18 protein-coding genes are annotated in these 21573 nt (G+C 63.0%); 8 read left to right on the forward strand and 10 right to left on the reverse strand.

Annotated features, from left to right (window positions below; translation table 11 throughout):
- Nucleotides 1-200: 200 nt before the first annotated feature.
- From MLD24_RS11345 to ilvM, 4 genes are all read left to right on the forward strand, one after another.
- Nucleotides 201-1826: a methyl-accepting chemotaxis protein gene (locus tag MLD24_RS11345; RefSeq protein WP_248166707.1), complete on the forward strand. Its 1626-nt coding sequence runs from the start codon at nt 201-203 to the stop codon at nt 1824-1826.
- Nucleotides 1827-2093: 267 nt separating this feature from the next.
- Entirely contained in the window at nt 2094-3821 is a 1728-nt protein-coding gene (locus MLD24_RS11350; RefSeq protein ID WP_248166708.1) for a neutral/alkaline non-lysosomal ceramidase N-terminal domain-containing protein, read from the forward strand.
- A gap of 316 nt (nt 3822-4137) precedes the next feature.
- Entirely contained in the window at nt 4138-5892 is a 1755-nt protein-coding gene (gene ilvG / locus MLD24_RS11355; RefSeq protein ID WP_248166709.1) for an acetolactate synthase 2 catalytic subunit, read from the forward strand.
- Complete coding sequence (gene ilvM, locus MLD24_RS11360) at nt 5889-6146, forward strand: acetolactate synthase 2 small subunit (protein WP_227171979.1); 258 nt, start codon at nt 5889-5891, stop codon at nt 6144-6146. Before ilvG ends, ilvM begins: the two co-directional genes overlap by 4 nt.
- A 13-nt stretch (nt 6147-6159) precedes the next feature.
- Here ilvM and MLD24_RS11365 read toward each other — a convergent pair whose 3' ends face one another.
- From MLD24_RS11365 to MLD24_RS11390, 6 genes are all read right to left on the reverse strand, one after another.
- Nucleotides 6160-7224 (reverse strand): proline racemase family protein, encoded by a 1065-nt coding sequence (locus tag MLD24_RS11365; RefSeq protein WP_248166710.1) that lies wholly within the window; start codon nt 7222-7224, stop codon nt 6160-6162.
- A gap of 176 nt (nt 7225-7400) precedes the next feature.
- Nucleotides 7401-8300: a 3-hydroxyisobutyrate dehydrogenase gene (gene mmsB, locus MLD24_RS11370; protein WP_227171981.1), complete on the reverse strand. Its 900-nt coding sequence runs from the start codon at nt 8298-8300 to the stop codon at nt 7401-7403.
- Between the two features lie 87 nt (nt 8301-8387).
- Nucleotides 8388-9464, reverse strand: a complete 1077-nt coding sequence (locus MLD24_RS11375; protein ID WP_248166771.1) for an enoyl-CoA hydratase/isomerase family protein — start codon at nt 9462-9464, stop codon at nt 8388-8390.
- Between the two features lie 17 nt (nt 9465-9481).
- The gene (locus MLD24_RS11380; protein ID WP_227171982.1) at nt 9482-10261 is read right to left on the reverse strand and encodes an enoyl-CoA hydratase; all 780 of its coding nucleotides are present in this window, start codon (nt 10259-10261) and stop codon (nt 9482-9484) included.
- A 35-nt stretch (nt 10262-10296) separates the two neighbouring features.
- A complete protein-coding gene (locus MLD24_RS11385; protein WP_227171983.1) occupies nt 10297-11463 on the reverse strand; it encodes an acyl-CoA dehydrogenase family protein in 1167 nt (388 codons plus the stop codon).
- A gap of 24 nt (nt 11464-11487) precedes the next feature.
- Nucleotides 11488-12978 carry a CoA-acylating methylmalonate-semialdehyde dehydrogenase gene (locus MLD24_RS11390; protein ID WP_248166711.1) on the reverse strand — a complete coding sequence of 497 codons (1491 nt, stop codon included), beginning with the start codon at nt 12976-12978 and terminating at the stop codon, nt 11488-11490.
- A 159-nt stretch (nt 12979-13137) separates the two neighbouring features.
- Between MLD24_RS11390 and MLD24_RS11395 the strand changes: the two genes are divergently transcribed.
- Complete coding sequence (locus MLD24_RS11395) at nt 13138-14013, forward strand: AraC family transcriptional regulator (protein ID WP_248166712.1); 876 nt, start codon at nt 13138-13140, stop codon at nt 14011-14013.
- A 1030-nt stretch (nt 14014-15043) separates the two neighbouring features.
- On the opposite strand, the gene MLD24_RS11400 is transcribed toward MLD24_RS11395, so the two are convergent.
- Complete coding sequence (locus MLD24_RS11400) at nt 15044-16675, reverse strand: GMC oxidoreductase (protein ID WP_248166713.1); 1632 nt, start codon at nt 16673-16675, stop codon at nt 15044-15046.
- A 180-nt stretch (nt 16676-16855) separates the two neighbouring features.
- Here MLD24_RS11400 and MLD24_RS11405 point away from each other — a divergent pair, with 180 nt between their 5' ends.
- The 3 genes from MLD24_RS11405 (at nt 16856) to MLD24_RS11415 (ending at nt 18968) form a co-directional block, all read left to right on the forward strand.
- Entirely contained in the window at nt 16856-17278 is a 423-nt protein-coding gene (locus MLD24_RS11405) for an SRPBCC family protein (protein ID WP_248166714.1), read from the forward strand.
- Nucleotides 17279-17631: 353 nt separating this feature from the next.
- Nucleotides 17632-18432 (forward strand): oxygen-binding di-iron domain-containing protein, encoded by an 801-nt coding sequence (locus MLD24_RS11410; RefSeq protein WP_248166715.1) that lies wholly within the window; start codon nt 17632-17634, stop codon nt 18430-18432.
- A gap of 227 nt (nt 18433-18659) precedes the next feature.
- Complete coding sequence (locus MLD24_RS11415; RefSeq protein WP_248166716.1) at nt 18660-18968, forward strand: hypothetical protein; 309 nt, start codon at nt 18660-18662, stop codon at nt 18966-18968.
- Between the two features lie 12 nt (nt 18969-18980).
- Here MLD24_RS11415 and MLD24_RS11420 read toward each other — a convergent pair whose 3' ends face one another.
- From MLD24_RS11420 to MLD24_RS11430, 3 genes are read right to left on the reverse strand one after another with little or no spacing between them, the layout of a single operon-like run.
- On the reverse strand, nt 18981-19544 hold the full coding sequence (locus tag MLD24_RS11420; RefSeq protein WP_248166717.1) for a GDYXXLXY domain-containing protein: 564 nt from the start codon (nt 19542-19544) through the stop codon (nt 18981-18983).
- Nucleotides 19541-20596, reverse strand: a complete 1056-nt coding sequence (locus MLD24_RS11425; RefSeq protein ID WP_248166718.1) for a DUF4401 domain-containing protein — start codon at nt 20594-20596, stop codon at nt 19541-19543. The genes MLD24_RS11420 and MLD24_RS11425 overlap by 4 nt, the downstream gene beginning before the upstream one ends.
- Nucleotides 20593-21558 carry a DUF2157 domain-containing protein gene (locus MLD24_RS11430; RefSeq protein ID WP_248166719.1) on the reverse strand — a complete coding sequence of 322 codons (966 nt, stop codon included), beginning with the start codon at nt 21556-21558 and terminating at the stop codon, nt 20593-20595. The genes MLD24_RS11425 and MLD24_RS11430 overlap by 4 nt, the downstream gene beginning before the upstream one ends.
- Between the last annotated feature and the right edge of the window lie 15 nt (nt 21559-21573).

Here is a 21573-nt window from a genome sequence, read left to right on the forward strand (position 1 = left end):
GTCATCCGCTCGGGAGGGGCTTGGTCAGTTTGCAACCGACAGGACCAATATAAACGATAAGAGTTCTCATTTGCAGCGTTGCCAGCACCATTCCCACCGTCATTTCACTGCAACAAAAGTGTCATGTTTAAAAGCTTGTTTCTTCTATACTTGTTGAAGCACGTTCACGTAATTTTCAGCGTCTCAGGAAATCTTGCGCTATGAACTGGTATAAACGCAGTATTCTCAATCGAGTATTGGCCATCGTGGTGGTCGCCAATCTGGCGATCGCCATCGTGGCGGCGATCTATTTCGCCTTCTCCCTCGACTCCAAGGATGAATACGACCAACTGGCCGGCACCGAAATGGTAACGGCTCTGGAAGCGCAGGATGTGCTGATCACCTTCAAGACCCAGGTCCAGGAGTGGAAGAATGTGCTGATCCGTGGCTCCGATCCGGACCAGCTCAAGAAGTACTGGGGCCGGTTTCAGGAGCGGGAGGGTGATATCCAACAGGCGCTGGATGACCTGATACCACGTCTGCTGAACCCGGAAGCCGTCAGTCTGATGAAACAGTTCCAGCGGGCACACCGTTCCATGGGCGAGGCCTATCGCGAGGGCTACCAGGCCTTCGTTGCGGCGAACATGGCAGTGAGTGCCGGCGACCAGGCGGTGCAGGGCATTGATCGGGAACCGGCACGACTGATTGACGAAGCTGTGCAGAACATTCGAGAGCAGGCCATCGACCATGCCGGCAGTCTGAGCAACGACGTCGACACCAACACCAAGGCCGTCGGTTCGCTGCTGCTGATCACCATCATCCTGGGCACCCTGGCGTGCATGTGGGTGCTGGTCCGCGCCGTCATCCGTCCGACCCAGACCATCATTGGTCAGTTGGAGAAACTGGGGGACGGTGACCTGTCCGATCCGGTCACCATCCAGCGACCGGACGAACTTGGGCGGCTGGCCGGCGCGGCCCGCAAGCTGCACGAATTCCTCAGCCACACCAGCCGACAGATGTCCGCCACCGCCGATCAACTGCACCAGACCCGAAATGTCATTTCCGACAACGCCACCCGGGTGTCCGACCAGTCGCAGCAGGCTCATCTGCGCATCGACCAGATCGCCACCGCGATGAATGAGATGTCGGCCACGGCCCAGGATGTTGCCACCCATGCCGCCTCGGTGGCCAGCCAGGTGCAGGAGACCTCGGAGAAAACCGATCAGGCCGATGACCAGATCAATAGCGCCACCAGCAGCATGAATCGGCTCGCCGAGCAGATCCGGACATCGTCGGAAACCGTCAGCAAACTGGCCAGCGATGGCCGCCGTGTAGGGGATGTGATGAAGGTGATCCGCGAGATCGCCGAGCAGACCAACCTGCTGGCGCTCAACGCCGCCATTGAGGCCGCCCGCGCCGGTGACGCCGGTCGCGGTTTTGCCGTAGTGGCAGACGAAGTCCGCAACCTGGCGGCCAAGACCCAGGATGCCACAGTGGAGATTGACCGCATCATTGAGGCCATCGCCTCTGGCTCCCAGGACGCCACAGAGTATATGCAGGCCAGCGAGGTAGTCACCCAGGAGACCTCGGAAGCCGTCGCCACCGTGCGGGAAACCCTCGCCAGCATCAACCGACGCATGGCCAGTGTCAGCGACGCCACCACCCAGGTGGCCACCGCGGCTGAGGAGCAGACCAGTGTCAGCGAGGACATCAATCGCAACATTACCGACGTGGCGGAGATCTCCGAGTCGATGAACCAGGCCGCTACCGAAAACCGGGACACCGTGCCCGAACTCGATCGCATGGCTCAGGAAGCCGAAGCGATCGCGGCCCGCTTCCGCCGCTGAGCGGCCCTCGCCCTACCTATTCCGCAACAAAACCCGGACACTCACCCGCCACGGACGGCGGTCCCCAGTCGGTTCGGGCCAGCGCCAACGAACGACGTGACAACCTGTCCTGTCTTTCCTAGACTCAGAAACCACCTTTTCTGACGAATCTCAGACGGCCCTGATCAGCAACACTCTGATCACAACAGCTAAACCAACAACAGTCAGACCAACAACAATAAGGGCCCCGACCGTCCGGAGCGCCCCACTGAGTAACTGGATTCGCCCATGTATACTGCTGGCTGGGCCCGTCGCCCGATTGCCATCGAACCCCAGGGGTACGCCATGCATGGCTACGGCCAGTGGCACCACCGCGCCCGCGGTGTCGAAACCTCCCTCTACAGCCGCGCGCTCACCCTATCCTGGGGCGACGACCGTCCACTGCTGTTCTGCTGCCTCGACCTGGGCTACATCACCCGCGCCATGCGCAAGGGCGTGTGCCAGCGGCTGGCCAATTTCCTCGGCTCGGCGTTTGATCCGGAACGGCTGGTACTGACCTGTACCCACACCCACTCCGGCCCCGGCGGCTGTGCCCAGGAAGGCCTCTACAACCTGGTAACGCCAGGCTATGTGCCCGAGCATGTCGACGCCATCATCGAAGCAACCTGCGATGCCCTGCTGGCCGCCCTGGACAGCGCCCAACCCGGACGGCTGCTGCTGACAGAGGGACGGTTCGGGGAGCCGGTCGAGGTCGCCTGGAACCGCGCCCTCAAGGCCTACAACCGCAACCCGGAGGTGATCCCGGTGGATCGACGCCACAGCCACCGGGCACTGGACCGGTCGATGCCGGTGCTGGCGGTCGAACGGGATGGCCAGATCCAGGCCCTGCTCAGCCTGTTCGGTGTACACGCTACCTGCGTCGGTAATCAGCAGGGTCGCTACGACGGTGATAACAAAGGCTATGCTGCCCTGGCGGCAGAAGCCAGCCTGGCGGAGGCAGGTGCCACCGAGCCGGTGGCGATCTTTGCCCAGGCCACCGCCGGCGATGTCTCCCCGCATTACCATGGCCCCGGCCAGAATCGCCGCCGTCGCCGCCTGCGGGGGCGGGCCGAGTACCGCTACGCCCGCCGCAACGGCCAGCACCAGGCCAGCCTAGCCCTCGCCGCCCTGACGGCCGACAGCGTCGAGATTCGCGGCCCGATCGATGGCGTGCTCAGCTACCTGGACTTCAGCCACCGTCGCGCCGCACCGGCCTTTGCCAACGGCGAGACCGACGCCTGCACCAGCGAACCCTGCCACGGCGTGGCGTTCTTTGCCGGCACCCCGGTGGATGGCCCCGGCATGCCCCGAGCGCTGGCGCGGATGGCGGCGCTGCTCAGTCGACGGCTAAAGCGGCGCCGGCTCAGCAGGCCGTCCCCGTCTGACAGCCCGCACTACCAGCGGCTGTACCGCAGCCAGGGCAACAAGGACATCCTGCTGGAGGCTGGCAGCAAGCGGTTGCTGGGTCAGCCGCTGCGCCAGCTGCGACTGCCGGACGTTGCCGATCCCGCCGTCGCGGAACTCAAACGCCAGGCCCGTGCCGGCGCCCTGGATCACAGCCCGCTGGTGCCTTCGGTGCTGCCGCTGCAGATCATTACCCTGGGCAACGTCGCCATGGTGTGCTGTCCGGGCGAGTTCACCACTGTGGCGGGTCAGCGCCTGCGGGAGACCGTAGCCCGGCAACTGGCCACGCTGCCCTCCGCCACCGCCATCGAGCGGGTGCTGATCTGCACCTACTGCAACGAGTACATGGGCTACGTCACCACCTTTGAGGAATACCAGGCCCAATGCTACGAGGGTGGCCACACGCTCTATGGCCAGTGGACCTTGGCGGCGTTTCAGACCGAATTCTCCGCCCTTGCCGGCGAACTCACCAAGCCCGCCGGTGCCCGCCAGCACGACCGTGACACGGTACCGGCGGAGGTACCGGCACGGGAACTGGCGCTGCGCTCCAACCTGGTGCCGCCGCAGCGCTGATGCAGGTCGGCGGCAACAAATATCCATTGAGGTCAAAAAACGCTTGCATTGGGCCAAAAGCGTAGGGTAGTTTTTAGCCATCAATCGCAGGTTATTCGTTAGCAAGATTCTGATTCTATGAACTTCAACGCCGTTATCGTACTAGTCAAAGTCATCCTGGTGGTCGTGGTGCCAACCGGGGGCTTTGTCGTGGACGGACGGGAGAATTAACGAAATCACCTGACACCAGACACCAAAAAGCCCCCGGCATCGAAAGATCCGGGGGCTTTTTTTTACGTCGAAAAAACTTGGGAGCCAATGGGCTAAGGACTACAACATGAACGGCGCACAACACATTCTCGAGGCGTTCCAACGCCACCAGATCGACACGGTTTTTGGCTACCCTGGCGGTTGCATCATGCCGCTGTACGATGCCCTGGTGGACGCCGAAGGGGTGGAGCACGTGCTGTGCCGTCATGAACAGGGCTGCGCCCTGGCCGCCGATGGCTATGCCCGTGCCAGCGGCCGGCTGGGGGTCTGCATCGCCACCTCCGGTCCCGGCGCCACCAACCTGATCACCGGGGTTGCCAACGCCCACCGGGATTCCATTCCCATGCTGGTGATCACCGGCCAGGTACCATCGGCGCTGATCGGTACCGATGCCTTCCAGGAAACCGACGTGCTCGGAATGGCCCTGGGTATCGTCAAACACAGTTACCTGGTCACCGAGGCCGACGAACTGCCGGCCATCCTGGAGGAAGCCATCAGCCTTGCCCAGCAAGGCCGCCCGGGGCCGGTGTGGATCGACATCCCCAAGGATGTCCTGCTCACCGATATTGCGGCCATGGCGTGTCCGTCCGCCGCGCCCGACATCGCTCAGGCCGCCCAGTCCACCCTGACCACCACAGCCCCGCCCTGCCCGGACCTGAGCGACGCCCTGGCGTTGCTGCACAACGCCCGCCAACCGCTGCTCTACAGTGGCGGCGGTGTCGGCCTGGCGGGGGCCGAAGCGGCCTTTCGGGCCTTCGCCGACACCTCGGGCCTGCCCGGTGTGGTCACCCTCAAGGGCATCGGCAATCACGGCAAACACAGCCCTCACCAGTTGGGCATGCTCGGCATGCACGGCTCCCGTGCCGCCAACCTGGCGGTGGACGCCTGCGACCTGCTACTGGTGATCGGCGCCCGTCTGGACGATCGCGCCACCGGCAAGCTGGCCGATTTTGCCCCCAATGCGAGAATCATCCATCTCGACGCCGACCAGGCCGAGTTCCACAAGCTGCGCCGGGCTGAGGTTGCCTTGCGGGGGGATCTCAACACCATGCTGCAGGCCCTGACCCAGGCGCTCAGCAACCGCCCCCTGGCCATTGCGGACTGGCAGGCCCAGTGCCGCACCTGGGCCACCACCAAGGGGTTTCCGGCCGCCGACAATGAAGCCACGGTGGCACCGATCCATGGCCCCGAGTTCGTTCGCCAGCTGTCCCGGATTACCCCGGACGACGCCATCATCGCCTGCGACGTTGGCCAGCATCAGATGTGGGTCGCCCAGCACTACCAGTTCGATCATCCCCGCCATCACCTCAGCAGCGGTGGTCTGGGCACCATGGGCTTCGGCCTGCCCGCCGCCATCGGCGCCCAGTTCGCGCGCCCGGATCAGGTGGTGATCAACGTATCCGGCGACGGCTCGTTCATGATGAACGCTCAGGAACTCGCCACCATTCGCCGCTACCGGCTGCCGCTGAAGCTGATCATCCTCGACAACCAGTGCCTGGGCATGGTGCGCCAGCAGCAGGAACTGTTCTACGGCAATCGCGAGAGCCAGATCGACCTGGACGACAACCCGGATTTTCTCACCATGGCCCGGGCGTTCGACATTCCCTCGCTGCACATCGAACGCAGTGACCAGATCCGCCGGGGCATCGAAACCATTCTGGCCTACCAGGGGCCGATGCTGCTGCATGTTGCCATCGCCCGCGATGACAACGTCTGGCCCATCGTCAAACCCGGCGCCGGCAACCGCGAGATGCTGGACGAGCACCAGCGCAACCGCAAAGAAACACCAACCACCAAGACCAGTAAGGAGACTGCCGCATGAGCGCCACCACCGAACACACCCTCACCTGCCGAATGCAAGCCGAGCCCGCTGCTCTGGAGCGGCTTTGTCAGGTGGTCCGGGTGCGAGGCTTCCGCATCCGGCAGATGAGCGCAGACAGCGCCGACGGCCAGCTCACCATCGGCCTGACGGTCAGTGGCGAGCGCCCCATCGGCATGTTGCAGTCACAGCTGGAAAAGTTGCACACGGTGGCCCAGGTCAGTACCGAGACAACGCTGGCACTGGCCCGGGCCTGAGGCGATCGCGACGTCAGTCGCCGGCGCCGAGAATGCCGGCCAGATCGGAGCTGTCCACCAAAGGGTCGTCCAGGTCGAGGTGGATTTCGGAGTGGGCCAGGGTCCAGGCACGGCCGGTGATTTCGCTATTGACGGCCCGGAAGCCACCCACCGTGGCTTCCCCCAGCAGGGTGCCGAGGAAGGAACTGCCCCGGGGCGACACCGTCTCCAGGGTCTGGCCCTCCTGAATCTGGCCACAGTCGTGCATCAGCGCCAGGCGGGCGGTGGTGCCGGTGCCGGTGGGGCTGCGGCAAATCACTCCCGGGTGAACGTAGGTGGCCGAGGGCGACCGGTACCCGCTGGCCGTCGGTTCCAGTGGCCCCATGAAATGAGCAAAAGGCAGCGGCCCCACCGGCCCCAGGTCCGGGTGCTCCTGGGTGACGGCCGGACGGGCCGCCTCCACGAATGCCTGGCCAAACCTTGCCAGCGCCGGCATTTCCTCGGCGACCAATCGGAAGCCCAGCGCCGCGGCGTCCACCATGGCGAAGTAGGCACCGCTCCAGACCAGGGTAAACGGCACCGTGCCATAGTCCGGCACCGTCGCCTTGAGGTTGCGATCGGCAACAAAGGCCGGCTCGCTGCGGGTGGTGATCGACTCCACCCGGCCACCCCGGTTATGGGCGGTGATGTGGGCCAGCCCGGCCGGCGACTCCAGCACCAGCTGCTGCTCGCCCTCTTCCATCGGTACGATGCCGTTCTCCAGGATGGCGGTGGCGGTGCAGATGGTGTTGGAGCCGGAGTACAGCGGGTACCCCATGGCTTCCATAATGATATAGCCGGCCTGGGCCCTGGGGTTGCCCGGCGGCACAATCAGGTCGATGGACATGAACGGATCGCCGTAGGGTTCGTTCAGCAGCCAGCGGCGAAAACCGTCGCCGTAGTTCTGGATATAGCGCATCTGCTCCAACACGCTGCCACCGGGCAAATGCCCGACGCCACGGGTGACAATCCGGCTGACATCGCCGCCGGACTGCATGTCCACCAGCTCGATGGAGCGCATACGGTGCCCGGGCGGGCAACGGGAACTGGTCCACGACATAACCTGACTTCCTCTTGTGACCGAGATGGCAGACAGCGGCTCAAACGCTGAGATTCCCCTCAGGATAGATCATCGGACAAAGCAGACAAGCAGGGAGCAAGGAGCAAGGAGCAAGGAAAGAACAAAACGGGGAAAGCCCGGATGCGCCAGTTCGACGCAACCGGGAAGTACCGGGATCAGGCGTCCTGCCCGTCCTCCAGGAACAGCCGCTGAATGCTGGAGAAGTCCAGCTGGCCATTGCCTTTGACGGCGTGGAGGGAAAACAGGTTGCGGGCCAGGGAGCCCATGGGAATCGCGGCCTGATTCTGCACCGCGTTATCGAAGGCCAGGCCCAGATCCTTGTTCATCAGATTCACCAGGAAACCACCTTCATAGTCCCGTGACGCCGGCACGCCGTCCATCACCCCCGGCCAGGGGTTGTAGACGTTAAGCGCCCAGTTGCCGCCGGAGCTCTGCTTCATGATCTCCGACAGCACCGCCGGGTCGAGACCGTTCTTGACGCCCAGGGACAGGGCCTCACAGGTGCCGGACATCAGGATCGCCAGCAGCATGTTGTTGCAGATCTTGGCCACCTGCCCCGCGCCGTGATCGCCGGCGTGGAAGATGTTCTTGCCCATGCCCTCGAGAATCGGCTTGGCACGCTCAAAGCCGGCCGCATCGCCGCCGCAGATGAACGTCAGGGTACCGGCCTTGGCGCCGCCGACACCGCCGGACACCGGGGTGTCCATAAAGGTGATGCCGCGCTCGGACGCCTCAGCCGCCACCTTGCGGGCGGTTTCCGGGGCAATGGTGGAGGAGTCCAGCACCAGGGTCTCGGTGGGCAGATTGGCCAGCAGGCCATTGTCGCCCAGGTACACCGCCTCCACATGCTGACCAGCCGGCAGCATGGTCACCACGCAATCTTTGTCAGCCGCGGCGGCCTGGGCCGAGTCGGCCGCTGAGGCGCCTTCCGACACCAGCTGCGCCACCGCGTCTGCGGACAGGTCAAACACCGCCACCTCGTGGCCGGCCTTGACCAGGTTGGCGGCCATCGGGCCGCCCATGTTGCCCAGTCCGATAAATCCGATCTTGGCCATTTCCGTTCTCCTTGTTTTTGTACCGGTTTGTTGTAACGGTCGCCGGAGCCGGGCATCGGCTCCGGTCTGGATGGGTGCCCCGGGAACTCAGCGGAAGAAGTCGTCAATCCATTCCGGGTCGATATCGTTCAGCGCCGGGTAGCGCCAGCGGGGTTGCTGATCCTTGTCGATCAGCAGCGCCCGCACACCCTCGGCAAACTCACCTTTTTGCAGACACCGGATCGACAGCGCCAGCTCCTGCTCAAACACTTCCGCCAGGCTCTGGTGGCGGGAGCGGGCCAGATGGCGCCAGACCAGCGACAGCGATGTCGGGGAGGCACCGGCCAGCGCGCGGGTCGCCTTGGCCAGCCAGTCGCCGTCTTCGCCCGCCGCCTTCAGCTGTGTCACCACCTGCTCCAGGGTATCGGCATCGGTGAGCTCGTTGATGCGGTCAAAGTGATCCCGCACCGGTGACGCCGGCCGGTCTTCCAGCGACGCCTTTTCAAAGCGGCGCAGCGCCTGGTTGATCACGGCTTCGGCAGGCTCACTCTGCCAGTCCGCTTCCTGCAGAGCGGCGATCACCGCCGGCTTGTGCTGCTGCGAGACAAAGCGGTCCGCCAGGCCGGTGAACAGCGCGTCCGGGCCGTTCATCCGTGCCCCGGTCAGGCCCAGGAACAGCCCGGTGCGGCCCGGCATGCGGTTAAGGAACCAGCCAGCGCCCACATCCGGGTACAGACCAATGGTGATTTCCGGCATCGCCAGCATCGACTTTTCCGTCACCACCCGGTGGCTGGCGCCGGCCATCAGACCAATGCCGCCACCCATGACAATGCCATGGCCCCAGCAAACGAAGGGTTTGGGGAAGGTGTGGATGACCTGGTCGAGGGCGTATTCCTCGGTGAAGAAGGCTTCGCCCACGCCGCCCTGGCCGTCCGGCTTTGGCTCCAGCATGTCGCGGTAGAGGGCCACGATATCGCCGCCGGCACAGAATGCCTTATCCCCTTCGGCGTCCAGCCAGACCGCCAGGATGCCATCGTCCTCACGCCACTGTGCCAGCTTTGGTGCCAGTTCGCGGATCATCTCCAGCGACAGGGCGTTGAGGGATTTCGGTGCGCTCAGCCGGGCAACGCCAACGCGTCCCCCGTTGACCGCCCATTCTTCAAATACAATGCTTTCGTTACTCATGGTGCAGCCCACGCCGATCAGCGGTTTTTCCACTCGGGAGTGCGTTTTTCCAGGAAGGCGTTGACGCCCTCGCGCTGGTCCTCGGTGGAGAACAGCTCCACGAACAGTTCCCGCTCCATGCGCCAGCCGTCACGGTGGCTGCGACCATCACGGGCGCTCATCACCAGCGATTTGCAGCGGGCGATGGAAGACGGGCTCTGCTGGCAGGCCATTTCCGCCAGTTCCTGAGCCTTGGCCAGGGCTTCACCCTTGCCCACGACCTCTTCCACCAGACCAATCTGCAGCGCCTTGTCCGCCTTCACCCGCTCACCGCAGAGGATCATCCGCTTGGCCCAGCCTTCACCCACCAGCCATGGCAGGTTCTGGGTGCCACCGGCACAGGGCAACAGCCCGACGCGGGCTTCCGGCAGGGCCATCTGGGCCTGCTCTTCGGCAATACGGATATCGCAGGCCAGGGCACATTCCAGGCCGCCGCCCATGGCGTAGCCATTGATGGCGGCGATGGAAACACCACGGAAGTTGGTCAGCGCGTCGAAGGCATCGCCAAAGGCCTGAGCCATGACCGCAGCCCGGCCGATGTCGCCGTCGGCAAAGGTGTTCAGGTCGGCACCGGCGGAGAAGAACTTCTCGCCCTGCCCGGTGATGACCAGGGCAAAGATGTCCCGGTCCTGGTTGAGCCCTTCAACCACGTCCACCAACGCGGCCAGGGAATCCTGGGTCCAGGTGTTGGCAGGCGGATTGTTGATGGTCAGGGTGGCAACGTGCCCCTGCTTTTCCACTTCGATCAATGCACTCATGTCAGGAATCCTTGGTTGTTCGTGGGTCGCTGGCGTTACTGGATGGCTTCCGCCACCCCCGACTCCAGCAGGCGGCGGGCGATGATCAGCCGCATGATCTCGTTGGTACCCTCGAGGATCTGGTGTACCCGCAGATCCCGGACGTAACGTTCCAGCGGGTACTCGCGAATATAGCCATAGCCACCGTGCAGCTGGAGGGCCTCGTTACAGACCTCAAAACAGGCGTCAGTGGCAAAGCGCTTGGCCATGGCACAGTGCAGAGTGGCCTCCGGGTCGGCGTTGTCCAGCTTGAACGCCCCCAGACGCACCATCTGCCGCGCCGCCACCAGATTGGTGGCCATGTCCGCCAGGCGGAACTGCAGGGCCTGGAAGGCCGCCAGCGGCTTGCCGAACTGACTGCGCTCATGCAGGTAGTTGCGGGCCCGCAGCAAGGCGGCCTGGGCACCACCCAGGGAACAGGTGGCGATGTTCAGGCGACCACCGTCCAGGCCCTTCATGGCAATGGCAAAGCCCTCGCCTTCCTCGCCCATGCGGTTCTCCACAGGCACCCGCACGTCCTCAAAGGTGATCTGACGGGTCGGCTGACTGCGCCAGCCCATCTTGTCTTCGTTCTTGCCATAGTGAATGCCGTCGCTGTCCGCCGGCACCACAAACGCCGAGATTCCCCTGGCGCCGCTGTCCGCATCACCGGTGCGGGCCATCACCACCAGCACCTGGGTACCACCGGCACCGGAGATGAACACCTTGCTGCCGTTCAGCACGTAGTGATCACCGTCCCGTACCGCCTTGGTACGCAGGCTGGCGGCGTCGGAGCCGGCGCCGGGCTCGGTCAGACAATAGGAGCCCAGCCACTCACCGCTGGCCATGCGCGGGGCAAAGTCGTCCCGCACCTGACCGTTGGCAAAACTGGCCACCATCCAGGTGGCCATGTTGTGGATGGTGATGAACGCGGCGGTCGAGGGACACGCCGCGGCCAGCTCTTCCACGATCACCGACGTGTCCAGCCGGGACAGACCCATGCCGCCCTGGGCTTCCGGGGTGTAAAGCCCGCAGAAGCCCATGGCACCGGCGGAGCGAATCACCTCCACCGGAAAGATGTGGTCCTCATCCCAGGTGGCGGCGTGCGGGGCCATTTCATTCTGGGCAAAGGCCCGGGCCGCCTCACGGAACGCGAGCTGGTCTTCGCTGAGGTTGAAATCCATACCGCTATCCTCTGCTCCCCATCATCAGCGAAGGTTGATGGAGAAGTTGGCGTCCACTTCCATCTCGCTGTGGAACCAGCGCGAGGTGATGGTCTTGGTTTCGGTGTAGAACCGCACCGCCTGCTTGCCGTAGGCGTGCTGGTCACCGTAGAAGGAGCCTTTCCAGCCGGTGAAGGAGAAGAACGGCAGGGGCACCGGAACCGGGATGTTGATCCCCACCTGACCCACTTCAATCTCGTGCTGGTAGCGACGTGCGGAACCGCCACAGTTGGTGAAGATGGAGGTACCGTTGCCGTAGGGGCTGTTGTTGATCAGCTCGATGGCCTCGCCCAGGCTGTCCACTTCCATGCAGCACAGCACCGGTCCGAAGATTTCTTCCTTGTAGACGTCCATTTCCGGAGTCACACCGGCAAACAGGGTCGGTCCCACCCAGTTGCCATCCGGCAGGCCTTCCACGGTGCAGCCACGACCGTCCAGCAGCAGCTTTGCGCCCTGGCCCTCACCGGTGGCAATCAGCGATTCCACCCGGTCCTTGGCCTGCGGGCTGATCAGCGGGCCATAGGCCGCTTCCTTGTCGTTCCAGCCACCCGGACGGACTTTCGCCAGGGCGTCTTTCACCTCGGGAATCCACTCCTGCGCGGCACCGACAAACACCGCAACCGAGATGGCCATGCAGCGCTGACCGGCCGCACCCACTGACGCGCCCACCAGGGCGTTGATGACCTGCTGTTTGTCAGCATCCGGCATCACCACCATGTGGTTCTTGGCGCCGGCAAAGCTCTGCACCCGCTTCATGTTCTTGGTGCCGGTCTCGTAGATGTAACGACCGACGGGGACCGAGCCGACAAAGGACACCGCCTTGATGGCCGGGTCGGTCAGCAGGGTATCCACCTGATCCTTGGCGCCGTGAACCACCTGCAACACGCCCTTCGGTGCGCCGGCCTGTTCGAACAGCTCAACCAGACGGGTCGGGGTCAGCGGGTCCTGCTCGGAAGGCTTGAGGATAAAGGTGTTACCGCAGGCAATCGCGACCGGGAACATCCACAGCGGAATCATCGCCGGGAAGTTGAACGGGGTAATACCGGCGCACACGCCCAGCGGCTGGGTGTAGGAATAGGTGTCGATTTCGCGGGCGACGTTCTCAACGGTCTCGCCCATCATCAGCGACGGAATGTTGGCCGCATGTTCAACCACCTCGATGCCCCGCCAGACATCGCCCTTGGCATCTTCGAAGGTCTTGCCGGTTTCCTGGGCCAGGATCTCGGCGATCTCGTCGTGGTGCTCCTTCAGCAGGGCCTGATAGCGCATCATCACCCGGGCGCGCTCGGATACCGGGGTTTCCTTCCAGCTCTTGAAGGTTTCAGAGGCGTTGGCAATGGCCCGCTGCATTTCGTCATCGGTAGCGCAGGGGACCTTGGCGATCACTTCGTTGGTCGCCGGGTTGGTGACATCGATCCATTTGTCGGTCTGGCTCTGAACAAACTCGCCAGCGATGTAGAGAGGTACGTTCTTCATGGCTGTGTTCCTGTTGTTGTTGTCTTGCAGGCGACCCGGATGGGGCCACCATCGGTTGGCAATGACTTGATGCTAGCAAAGGAACCGAACCGGAGTGATTGACTAAATTTCGCGCTTGATGGACTATTTTTCGGAAACCACGAAAGGATGAGTCGCCCAATGACACAGACGTCACAATGGCCAGTACCCGCCGACAGCGTTCGGTATGTCGTGCCAGCCCCCGCCATTAAGGCACTTTCGGAAAATCCGCTGACCCGGGAGCTGTACCCCCTGGCCTTCGGACACTACCGCAAGGCGGAGGGTCACCACATGCACCGGGAGCACCATCGCGACTATCTTTTGATCTACTGCACCGACGGCCGCGCCTTCCTCAACATCGAGGGCAGCCCCTACACCGCCGAGGCCGGGGACCTGTTCCTGCTGCCCCCCGGGGTCGCCCACCGCTACACCGCCGACCCGGACCGGCCCTGGACCATCCACTGGGTGCATTTCGCCGGCCCGCTGGCGACGGAGTTCCGGGATTACATGGGTTTCGGTCCCGACACCCACTGCCTGCATCTGGGGGTGCAACCGCGAGTGCTGGTGGATTTCAACGGTCTGCTGTCGGTCCGACAAACCGGCTTTCGCAGTCGCGGGCTGGTGCACGCCGCCAATCGGCTGCGCCAGTTGCTGGCGGCGATCCCGCTGACCGTGGACGCCGCCGCCCGCGAGCAACAGCCCGACCTGGAGATCATCCACAACTTCATGCGCGAACATCTGGAGGAGCGCATTACCCTGGAACAGCTGGCGGAACTGGCCGGCCTGTCGCCGGCCCACTTTGCCACCCGCTATCGCAGCCAGACCGGCACCACGCCGATCCAGCACTTTATCCACCTCAAGATCGAACGGGCCTGCCAGCTGCTGGACACCTCGGGGCTGACCTTTGCCCAGATCAGCGCGCGCCTGGGCTATGACGATGCCTACTACTTTTCCCGGTTGTTCAAGAAGGTGATGGGGCAATCGCCCAGCCACTATCGCCATGCCAGCCGTCACTGACACAGCCGCATACACAGCGGCAGCGACGGGGCACGCCTACCGGCGTTCTCCCGGCGCTGGTCAAACCTTGGCCAGATCCCGCCAGCCCGCACCATTACCGGCTTCTGACAGGTTGTTAGCGGTCCCGCTCACACGGTTATCCACAGAATCTGTGGGCATTCCCCAACGGCACCATCGACGCCCCGGTCCGTTATCCCCAAGGGGGTGTATTTCCAACACCCTGATCATTTCCACACCAACTCACCAAATCCCTTGCGGCACAAGGGGTGCAGTGACTTCTCCTGACGTTTCACACACGGTTATCCCCGCAATTTGTGCACAACCCGGGCCAGAGTAAGGGAAAACTAGCCAGACCGCGGTCATTTAAACGCCACATCCCGACAGCCCTTGTGCCCCAAGGCATTGGCCGGGTTACCCTGACCTTTCACACACAGTTATCCACGGTTTGTGTGGAAAAAAGGGAAACGCAATCAGGATACCGGCGTAACAAGCCGGGAAACCTGTGATTACGCCCCTGTTTTACAAGCGCCAGGCAGTAAACGTGCGCGCAAAACACCATTAATGGGGATAACCCTGGCCGGCCTCGGTAAAAATCCCTCAACCGACGAGACCTGGAGGCCACCACCATCAACAACCAACGGACTCTGGCCAATAATACGCCACAGGCCGTCAGCCCTTGTGCCACTATGGCTGGAAGGGTTTCTCCTGACCTTTCGCACACAGTTATCCACGGTTTGTGTGGACAAGGCGAGGCCTCTGATCATTTTACCGACACAACCCGAAATCCCTTGCGCCCCAAGGGATGAGACTGGTTCTCCTGGCCTTGCGCACACGGTTACCCACAGTTCGTGTGGACAACCAGGCCTGTCGGACCGGGATTCCGACTGGAGGAAGCCGCTTTATCCACTTTCCGGGCGGCTGTGACACCTCGAAAGCAACAAAGCTGCTAGCTTGCTTATTTCCACACCACAACCGCCCAGGCCATGGGGCACAAGGCTTAGGGCATGTTACCCTGACCTTTCACACACAGTTATCCACGGTTTTTGTGGACAACCTCGGACTTGGCCGGGATAAACGACATGGCCCGTTCGGCCAGGGCGGTAATGGTGAGGCTGGGGTTCACCCCGAGATTGGCCGACAGCATGGAACCATCTACCACATACAGGTTCTGGTAGTTGAAGACCCGGTTGCGGGCATCGATCACGCCCTCCTCCGGTGACTTCGCCATGGCGCAGCCGCCCATACAGTGGGCCGTCATCGGCACGTTGAACAGGATCTCACTGAGGGAGCTGAGACCGATCCCTCCCGTTGCCCGGGCGGCCTTTTCCGTAAAGGCATTGGCCTCGGGAATAAACGTGGGGATGGGATCACCGTGGCTGCTCAGGGTCTTGCGGAACGGCCAGAACCAGGGACGGCGCCAGCGCATGTTGATGTGACCGTCAATTGTCTGCATCACCAGAAAGATCACCGTCTCCGAAGCGAAGCGGTAAGGCACCAGACTGCGCAGACCATCCAGCGGTCGCCGCACCAGCAGCTTCAGGATTGCCCACAGCCACACCAGCGCCCTGGACGGCCCGGGGCGACCACCAGTGAGCACCGTCAGCAGACTGCTCAGCAGGTTGGAGCCTTTGGGGTACCGCACCGCCTCGATGTGGGTGTGGGCATCAACGTAGATGCCGGAGCCGATCGCCACCCCTTGCGACAGGTCTTCCTGGCTGCCGGGATAACGCACCCCGAGGATGGACTCGGAATTGGTGCGCACCCGTTTGCCCAGGTCGTCGGAGATGTTGGGCAAAGAACCGCGGTCCTTGAGGCTGAACAGCAACTCCTGGGTACCCAGTGACGACGCCGCAAACACCACGTTGGCGGCGGTGATGCGGGTCGTCCCCTGGCGCCGGTCAAACGTTGCCCGCGTTTCGATCTGGTACCCCTCGGCGCCATCCTCACAACCGGCCAGCGGACGCACATCCACCACCCGGGTTTCCGCCCGGACCTCAGCCCCCAGACGCTCCGCCAGGTAGAGGTAGTTCTTGTCCAGGGTGTTCTTGGCGTTGTGGCGACAGCCGACCATGCAACCACCGCAACCGATGCAGGAATTGCGACTGGGGCCCTCACCGTCGAAGTAAGGGTCCGGGTAGCTCTGCCCCGGTTCATCATCGTCATCGCCGAAGAACACCCCGACCCGGGTGTAATAGAAGCTGTCCTCCACCCCGGTGGCCCGGGCCATGGTTTGCAGCCGGTTGTCGGCCGGTCCCGGACGACGGTTTTCCGCCACCCCGAGCATGCGCTGGGCGGTGTCGTAGTGTTCCGGCATGACCGCCTGCCAGTCATCGAGACCGGCCCAGTTGCCGTTCTGCCAGACCGAGTCCGGCGGCACCAGCAGGGTCTGGGCGTAGGTGATGGAACCGCCGCCCACGGCGTTGCCGTGCAGGATCATGACATGACGGAACAACCGCAGACTCAGGAACCCCTTGAGCTTGAGAAACGGTCGCCAGAGATAATCCCAGAATTTCCAGTTGGTCGCCGGCAGGTTGTCCGGTGTCCACCGCCGTCCCTGCTCAACAACCAGCACGCGGTAGCCTTTCTGGCTGAGCCGGTAGGCCGAGACACTGCCGCCAAAACCGGAACCAACGATCACATAGTCGTAATCGTGCTCTTCCATCCTGATGCTTCCTGTTTTTGTTGTAGGAAGCTCATCATGCTACGACAGTCGGCAGCAGACAACGCAGGCACCCGGGGCTGTCGGGGCCAAAATCGCCATGGCTTCAATCTACGACTTTCGTATTAATCCACAAGCGACTAGTCTGGTCAGGAATAAACCAACAACGAATGGAACAAGGCCATGTACACCATTGAGATCGACGAAACCCTGGATGTACCAAGGAGCAAGGTGTTTGCCGTATTTGCCGAGCATGAGCGCTTTGGCAAGTTGCTGGGGGCTCCGGCACGGCGGATCAAGGACAGCGACCAGGCGGACCCCAATGGCCTCGGGTCGGTTCGCAAGATCGGCATCGGCCCCATCGGGCTGGAGGAGACCGTGGTCGGTTTTGAGCCGGATTCACTGATCGAGTACACCATCACCAGCCTCAGTCCGCTGCGCAATCACTTCGGCCGTATCCGCTTTGAAGACACCCCGGAAGGCAAAACCCGGGTCAACTACACCATCAGCTTTGACGATGTCATTCCGTTCACCGGCCACCTGGTCCGTGGCGCCCTGGAACAGGGCCTGCGCAAGGGCATCAAGCGACTGCCCCGGCTGGCCTGACGGCCGCCCGGGCCACAGACCAGCCCGAGTCCGCCCGGCGTGACGTCGGGCGGACTGCCCAACCGGGCACTACCTCCCTACCGTTCATAGCCCGGCACCGGTGGTTACCGGCGTTCGTGGCACCTCATTCCTTACACCGCATCGTTTGTTACATCACGTCGTTTATTAAATCACGTCGTTTGTTACAACACGCCGTTTGTTACACCATGTCGTTTGTTACACACTGTTACTTGATACAAATCAATTTCTTGACTTGGGACAAACGTCCCTATTCCGGAGTTCAGTAACCTCCGCCGCCGTCCCCATCGAACCCGCCGTTCGCCGGCTCGGTTCCCCTATCAGTGGAGTACTCCATGGCGTCTGAACCCGTCGTACTGTTTGACAACGGCCATCACAAATGCCTGATGTTCGATTCACTGGTGGTTGGCGAAGGCGTGCAGTCCAACCAGTTCCTGCTGGTGGATGGCAAGCACGAAGCGCTGATCGATCCCGGTGGTGATCTGACCTACACCCCGCTGGCGGTCGCCGCCTCCCGCTACATGAACATCCGCGAGATGGACTATGTCTTTGCGTCCCATCAGGACCCGGACATCATCGGCTCCATCGACCGCTGGCTGGTGCACACCAAGGCCCAGATCATCACCTCCCGGCTGTGGGCCCGCTTCCTGCCCCACCTGGCATCGGGCTATGTCTCCAACCAGCTGAGCGTGAACGTTTACGACCGCATCACCGCCATCCCTGATAAGGGAGCCCGGGTGCGCTTCGGCGACAGCTACATCCAGTGTCTGCCGGCCCACTTCATGCACTCCGTGGGCAACCTGCAGTTCTACGATCCGGTGTCAAAGATCCTGTTCTCCGGTGACCTGGGCGCCTCCATGGGCGGTGAGGAAGATCACCAGCCAGTGGACGATTTCGATGCCCACATTCCCCACATGATCGGTTTCCACAAGCGCTACATCTGCTCCCGCAAGGTGTGTGAACTGTGGGCCAATATGATCAGGGAACTGGACGTGGAGAAGATCGTGCCCCAGCACGGCAAACGCTTTGAGGGTAGCTACATGGTCAATCGCTTCCTTGACTGGGTCGCCTCCGTCGACTGTGGTGTCGATCTGACCACCCAGGAACACTACCGCGTGCCCACCGAATACGCCTGAACCTCCGAACCTGCCGGGAAGACCCGATTGTCATAACGGGTCTTCCCGTTCCCGCCCCTGTTCCACCACCCGCCCTCTTGTGTACAGTTGTTCACAACGAAGACAAAACAAAGACAAGAGGTCAGGAGGACCCATGACAATAACGACCTTAGGGGTATCGTAGGGAATCCACCGGTGTTTCATCTGGCCGGGTTCCTGCCGTCAGTACACAGGCAAAGGAGGCTATCATGGCCATCAGCTCAAACCGTCTCATCGGACTGACTGAAGAACTGCAGATCGAACAGAGTTGCCAGGTGCAGGACCTGCACATCGGCTGGCACAACGAGTACCAGGCGCAACACCAGAAAGACCCCGCCGGCCACCAGCATCGGGCGCCAGTGGTGACCTGGCAGCGGCACGGCATCACCTACCAGTATGTTCCCGGGCTGGTGTTCGTAGCCCAGGATCAGGGCTACGAGGTGGACGTTGCACAGCTGATCAGCGACATCAGCCAGCAACTGCGGGCGCGGGGCAATCCACAGTCCCACGCGGCCTGAGCCGGGTTGCTGTCAGCGAGCCTCGGATTGATTCCGGGGCTCCGGGCCCAACCGCTGCAGTTGCGCGTCGTAGAGTCCGGTCAGTAACAGCTCGCCGTCCGCCGCCACCCGGAACTGGCCATAGCGTGCCCCTTCGTAGAAGTCACCATGGCCTTCCTGAAAGAAGAAGGCGTTGGAAGCCAGCTTGACGCGATTGTTACGCACCCGATATGCCACCAGGCGCTCGTTGGCGGCCAGTTCGCCGCCGTCATACAAGCCCGCCAAGGTTGCCACGCCCCGTTCATCCACTGTCACCCGAATGCGGCCATCGGTCGGCTCCGTCCGGCCGCTGGCATCCATCGCCAGCCGCTGTCGCAGTGAGCGGGCGAGCTGGTAGCTAAGGGTCATGTAATCTCCCTGCATCAGCGACCGCGGGTCCACCGGGGCCAGATCGAGGTAGATGATCTCGCCATCACGCAGCAGCGATTCCTTCTGCCAGATCGATACGTTGACCAGCACCAGGGCCAGCACCAGCCCCGCCAGAATCAACCAGTGGCGATGTTTCCGGGAAAGACGTCCGGTGCCTGTCTTGCTCATTGTCCACCCCTCCCGAAGCGTACCAGCCACAACCGCAGCAGCAGCAACCCGGCGCCGATGCCCATCAGGATCAGCGACTTGGTCATCAACGTCAGTTCCAGCAGGTAGTAGTAAGCGGAGCCGTATCCCAGCAGACAGGTCAGCGCCAATGCCATCAACGGCCAGTTGCCACCGGCGAACCCCAATACCAGCAGCCCCGCCCCAATCGCCAAACCCGGCGCATAGACGGACAGCAGCACCAGTACCGGGACTCCCAGCCACAACGCCCGCCACTGGTGGGCGCTGGCGCTGTTGGTCTGGCGCATCAGCACGACAGCGACCGCTGCGCTCACCAGCCCACACAAGGCACCAGCCAGCTCAGTCGACACCCAGGGCAGGCGATCCGGCCCCGGCGCCAGCCAGGCCATCAGGTCTTCTTCACCCGTCAGCAAGGACACGGTCAGCAGCACCAGCGCCACGCTGACCCCGCCGGCCACCGCCTGAACATGGCGCACCCGCCCCGGCCAGCGGAATTCCCACAGCCAGGCCAGCGCCACCAGCAGCCAGAGCAGCGGCGCGGTCAGCAACGGTTCCCCGGCCACCGCCATGGCATTGGCCAGGAACAGCCCTGCCAACAAGCCACTCAACAGGCGATGGACATAACTTGGCATCACCAGGGCAAGCACCACCTGGACCAGGGTCGCGGGCCACCAGATCAGCGCCACAAGATCCCAGTTATGCGCCACCACCGCGTACAGCCATAGCCCCTGACCGGCCAGGCTCAGCACCAGCCCCACCTGCTCGCCGTAGTCGCTGACCGACACCCTTTGCAATCCCCAGGCCGCAACCATCAGCAACAGGCCCAGCACCGTGGCCACCGGTGTTGCGATCGCCGCCCAGTTGAAAGACAACACCAAAAATCCAAGCAGGAACAGCGCGCTGAACCAAGCGCCGATGGCGGTCATCACCCTCAGGTACCAGGGGGGCGACGGCTCAGCATCCATCGCCTCCGCAGCCAGCTCAATGCCCTGATCCTGAAGCTTCTCGCGGAGTTGCTCCGCCAGACGGGTCATTGCGCAAGCTCCCGTTGCAGCCGGCGTAACCAGGCGGTCGCCGCCATCACCATGAGCAGGACGATGAGTCCCAACATCAGCCAGATACCGGGCTCATCAATGTCCAGCAGAGCCCGCGCCAGACCCGCCGTTATGATCACAATCACCGACAGACATCCGCCGGCCAGCATGAACAGATCCGGCTGTCTCACCCGGTAACACCACACCAGCAGCGCCAGCCAGGCGACCCAGGCCAGCCCCGGCCAGAGCTGGTTCAGTGCGCCATCCACAATCCACACCAAGGCCAGCCAGCTCACCGCAACCCCGCCTGCAACGGCGACCAGACGCAAAGGCCAGGGCGAGGCATCAACGCCCGATCGCTGAGCCCAGCCATGCGCGATAGCCCAGGCGCTCAGGTTGAGTGCACTGAGCAGCCAGTCCAGCGGACGGCCACCCGCCCACTCCAGGTTCGACAGCCACCAGGCATCGAAGTACAGCGACACCGACAGGTTCACCAGCGCCAGCATCAGCAGCCACAACACCACGCTGGCACTGGCCAGGGCCCAGGGCACCAGCAGCACCGCCCAGAGCGCAAACAGCTGCCAGGAATCGGCGCCGGTTTGGTAGGTCTGACCAAACAGCGCCAGCAGGCCGCCAAGCAGCAGCCCGGCAACCACCAGGGCAACGTCCCGGCTGAGGCCCTGTGGCATCCGCAAACTCACGACAACCGCCGCCACCAGAGCCCCCTCAACCAGGGCAAAGCGCCCAAGGCGGCCCAGCTCGCTCCAGTTGAAGGCAATCAGGAACAGCACCCCCAGCGCCAGGCAAAGCCCGCCGAGCCACAGCAGGGCCCGGTCCAGAAAGCTTGCCCAGGGGCGACCGGAGCTGGCCAGCCCGACGGCCACCAGGGCCTGGGGAACCTGATCCGGCGGCAGGTCACCCCGGTCTATCCAGGTGCTGATCAGTTGGCGGATGGTTGCCATAGACATTCCCTGTTC

Source organism: Marinobacter xestospongiae (assembly GCF_023156385.1).
GTDB classification, from domain to species: Bacteria; Pseudomonadota; Gammaproteobacteria; order Pseudomonadales; family Oleiphilaceae; genus Marinobacter; species Marinobacter xestospongiae.

Excerpts from the sequence above, each read along its gene's own strand:
- MLD24_RS11420 (WP_248166717.1), bottom strand. The coding sequence starts at position 19,544 with ATGAGCAAGACAGGCACCGGACGTCTTTCCCGGAAACATCGCCACTGG.
- MLD24_RS11380 (WP_227171982.1), bottom strand. The coding sequence starts at position 10,261 with ATGAGTGCATTGATCGAAGTGGAAAAGCAGGGGCACGTTGCCACCCTG.
- MLD24_RS11385 (WP_227171983.1), bottom strand. The coding sequence starts at position 11,463 with ATGGATTTCAACCTCAGCGAAGACCAGCTCGCGTTCCGTGAGGCGGCC.
- MLD24_RS11415 (WP_248166716.1), top strand. The coding sequence starts at position 18,660 with ATGGCCATCAGCTCAAACCGTCTCATCGGACTGACTGAAGAACTGCAG.
- MLD24_RS11390 (WP_248166711.1), bottom strand. The coding sequence starts at position 12,978 with ATGAAGAACGTACCTCTCTACATCGCTGGCGAGTTTGTTCAGAGCCAG.
- MLD24_RS11405 (WP_248166714.1), top strand. The coding sequence starts at position 16,856 with ATGTACACCATTGAGATCGACGAAACCCTGGATGTACCAAGGAGCAAG.
- MLD24_RS11365 (WP_248166710.1), bottom strand. The coding sequence starts at position 7,224 with ATGTCGTGGACCAGTTCCCGTTGCCCGCCCGGGCACCGTATGCGCTCC.
- MLD24_RS11350 (WP_248166708.1), top strand. The coding sequence starts at position 2,094 with ATGTATACTGCTGGCTGGGCCCGTCGCCCGATTGCCATCGAACCCCAG.
- MLD24_RS11410 (WP_248166715.1), top strand. The coding sequence starts at position 17,632 with ATGGCGTCTGAACCCGTCGTACTGTTTGACAACGGCCATCACAAATGC.
- MLD24_RS11345 (WP_248166707.1), top strand. The coding sequence starts at position 201 with ATGAACTGGTATAAACGCAGTATTCTCAATCGAGTATTGGCCATCGTG.
- MLD24_RS11430 (WP_248166719.1), bottom strand. The coding sequence starts at position 21,558 with ATGGCAACCATCCGCCAACTGATCAGCACCTGGATAGACCGGGGTGAC.
- MLD24_RS11395 (WP_248166712.1), top strand. The coding sequence starts at position 13,138 with ATGACACAGACGTCACAATGGCCAGTACCCGCCGACAGCGTTCGGTAT.
- mmsB (WP_227171981.1), bottom strand. The coding sequence starts at position 8,300 with ATGGCCAAGATCGGATTTATCGGACTGGGCAACATGGGCGGCCCGATG.
- MLD24_RS11400 (WP_248166713.1), bottom strand. The coding sequence starts at position 16,675 with ATGGAAGAGCACGATTACGACTATGTGATCGTTGGTTCCGGTTTTGGC.
- MLD24_RS11425 (WP_248166718.1), bottom strand. The coding sequence starts at position 20,596 with ATGACCCGTCTGGCGGAGCAACTCCGCGAGAAGCTTCAGGATCAGGGC.
- ilvM (WP_227171979.1), top strand. The coding sequence starts at position 5,889 with ATGAGCGCCACCACCGAACACACCCTCACCTGCCGAATGCAAGCCGAG.
- MLD24_RS11375 (WP_248166771.1), bottom strand. The coding sequence starts at position 9,464 with ATGAGTAACGAAAGCATTGTATTTGAAGAATGGGCGGTCAACGGGGGA.
- ilvG (WP_248166709.1), top strand. The coding sequence starts at position 4,138 with ATGAACGGCGCACAACACATTCTCGAGGCGTTCCAACGCCACCAGATC.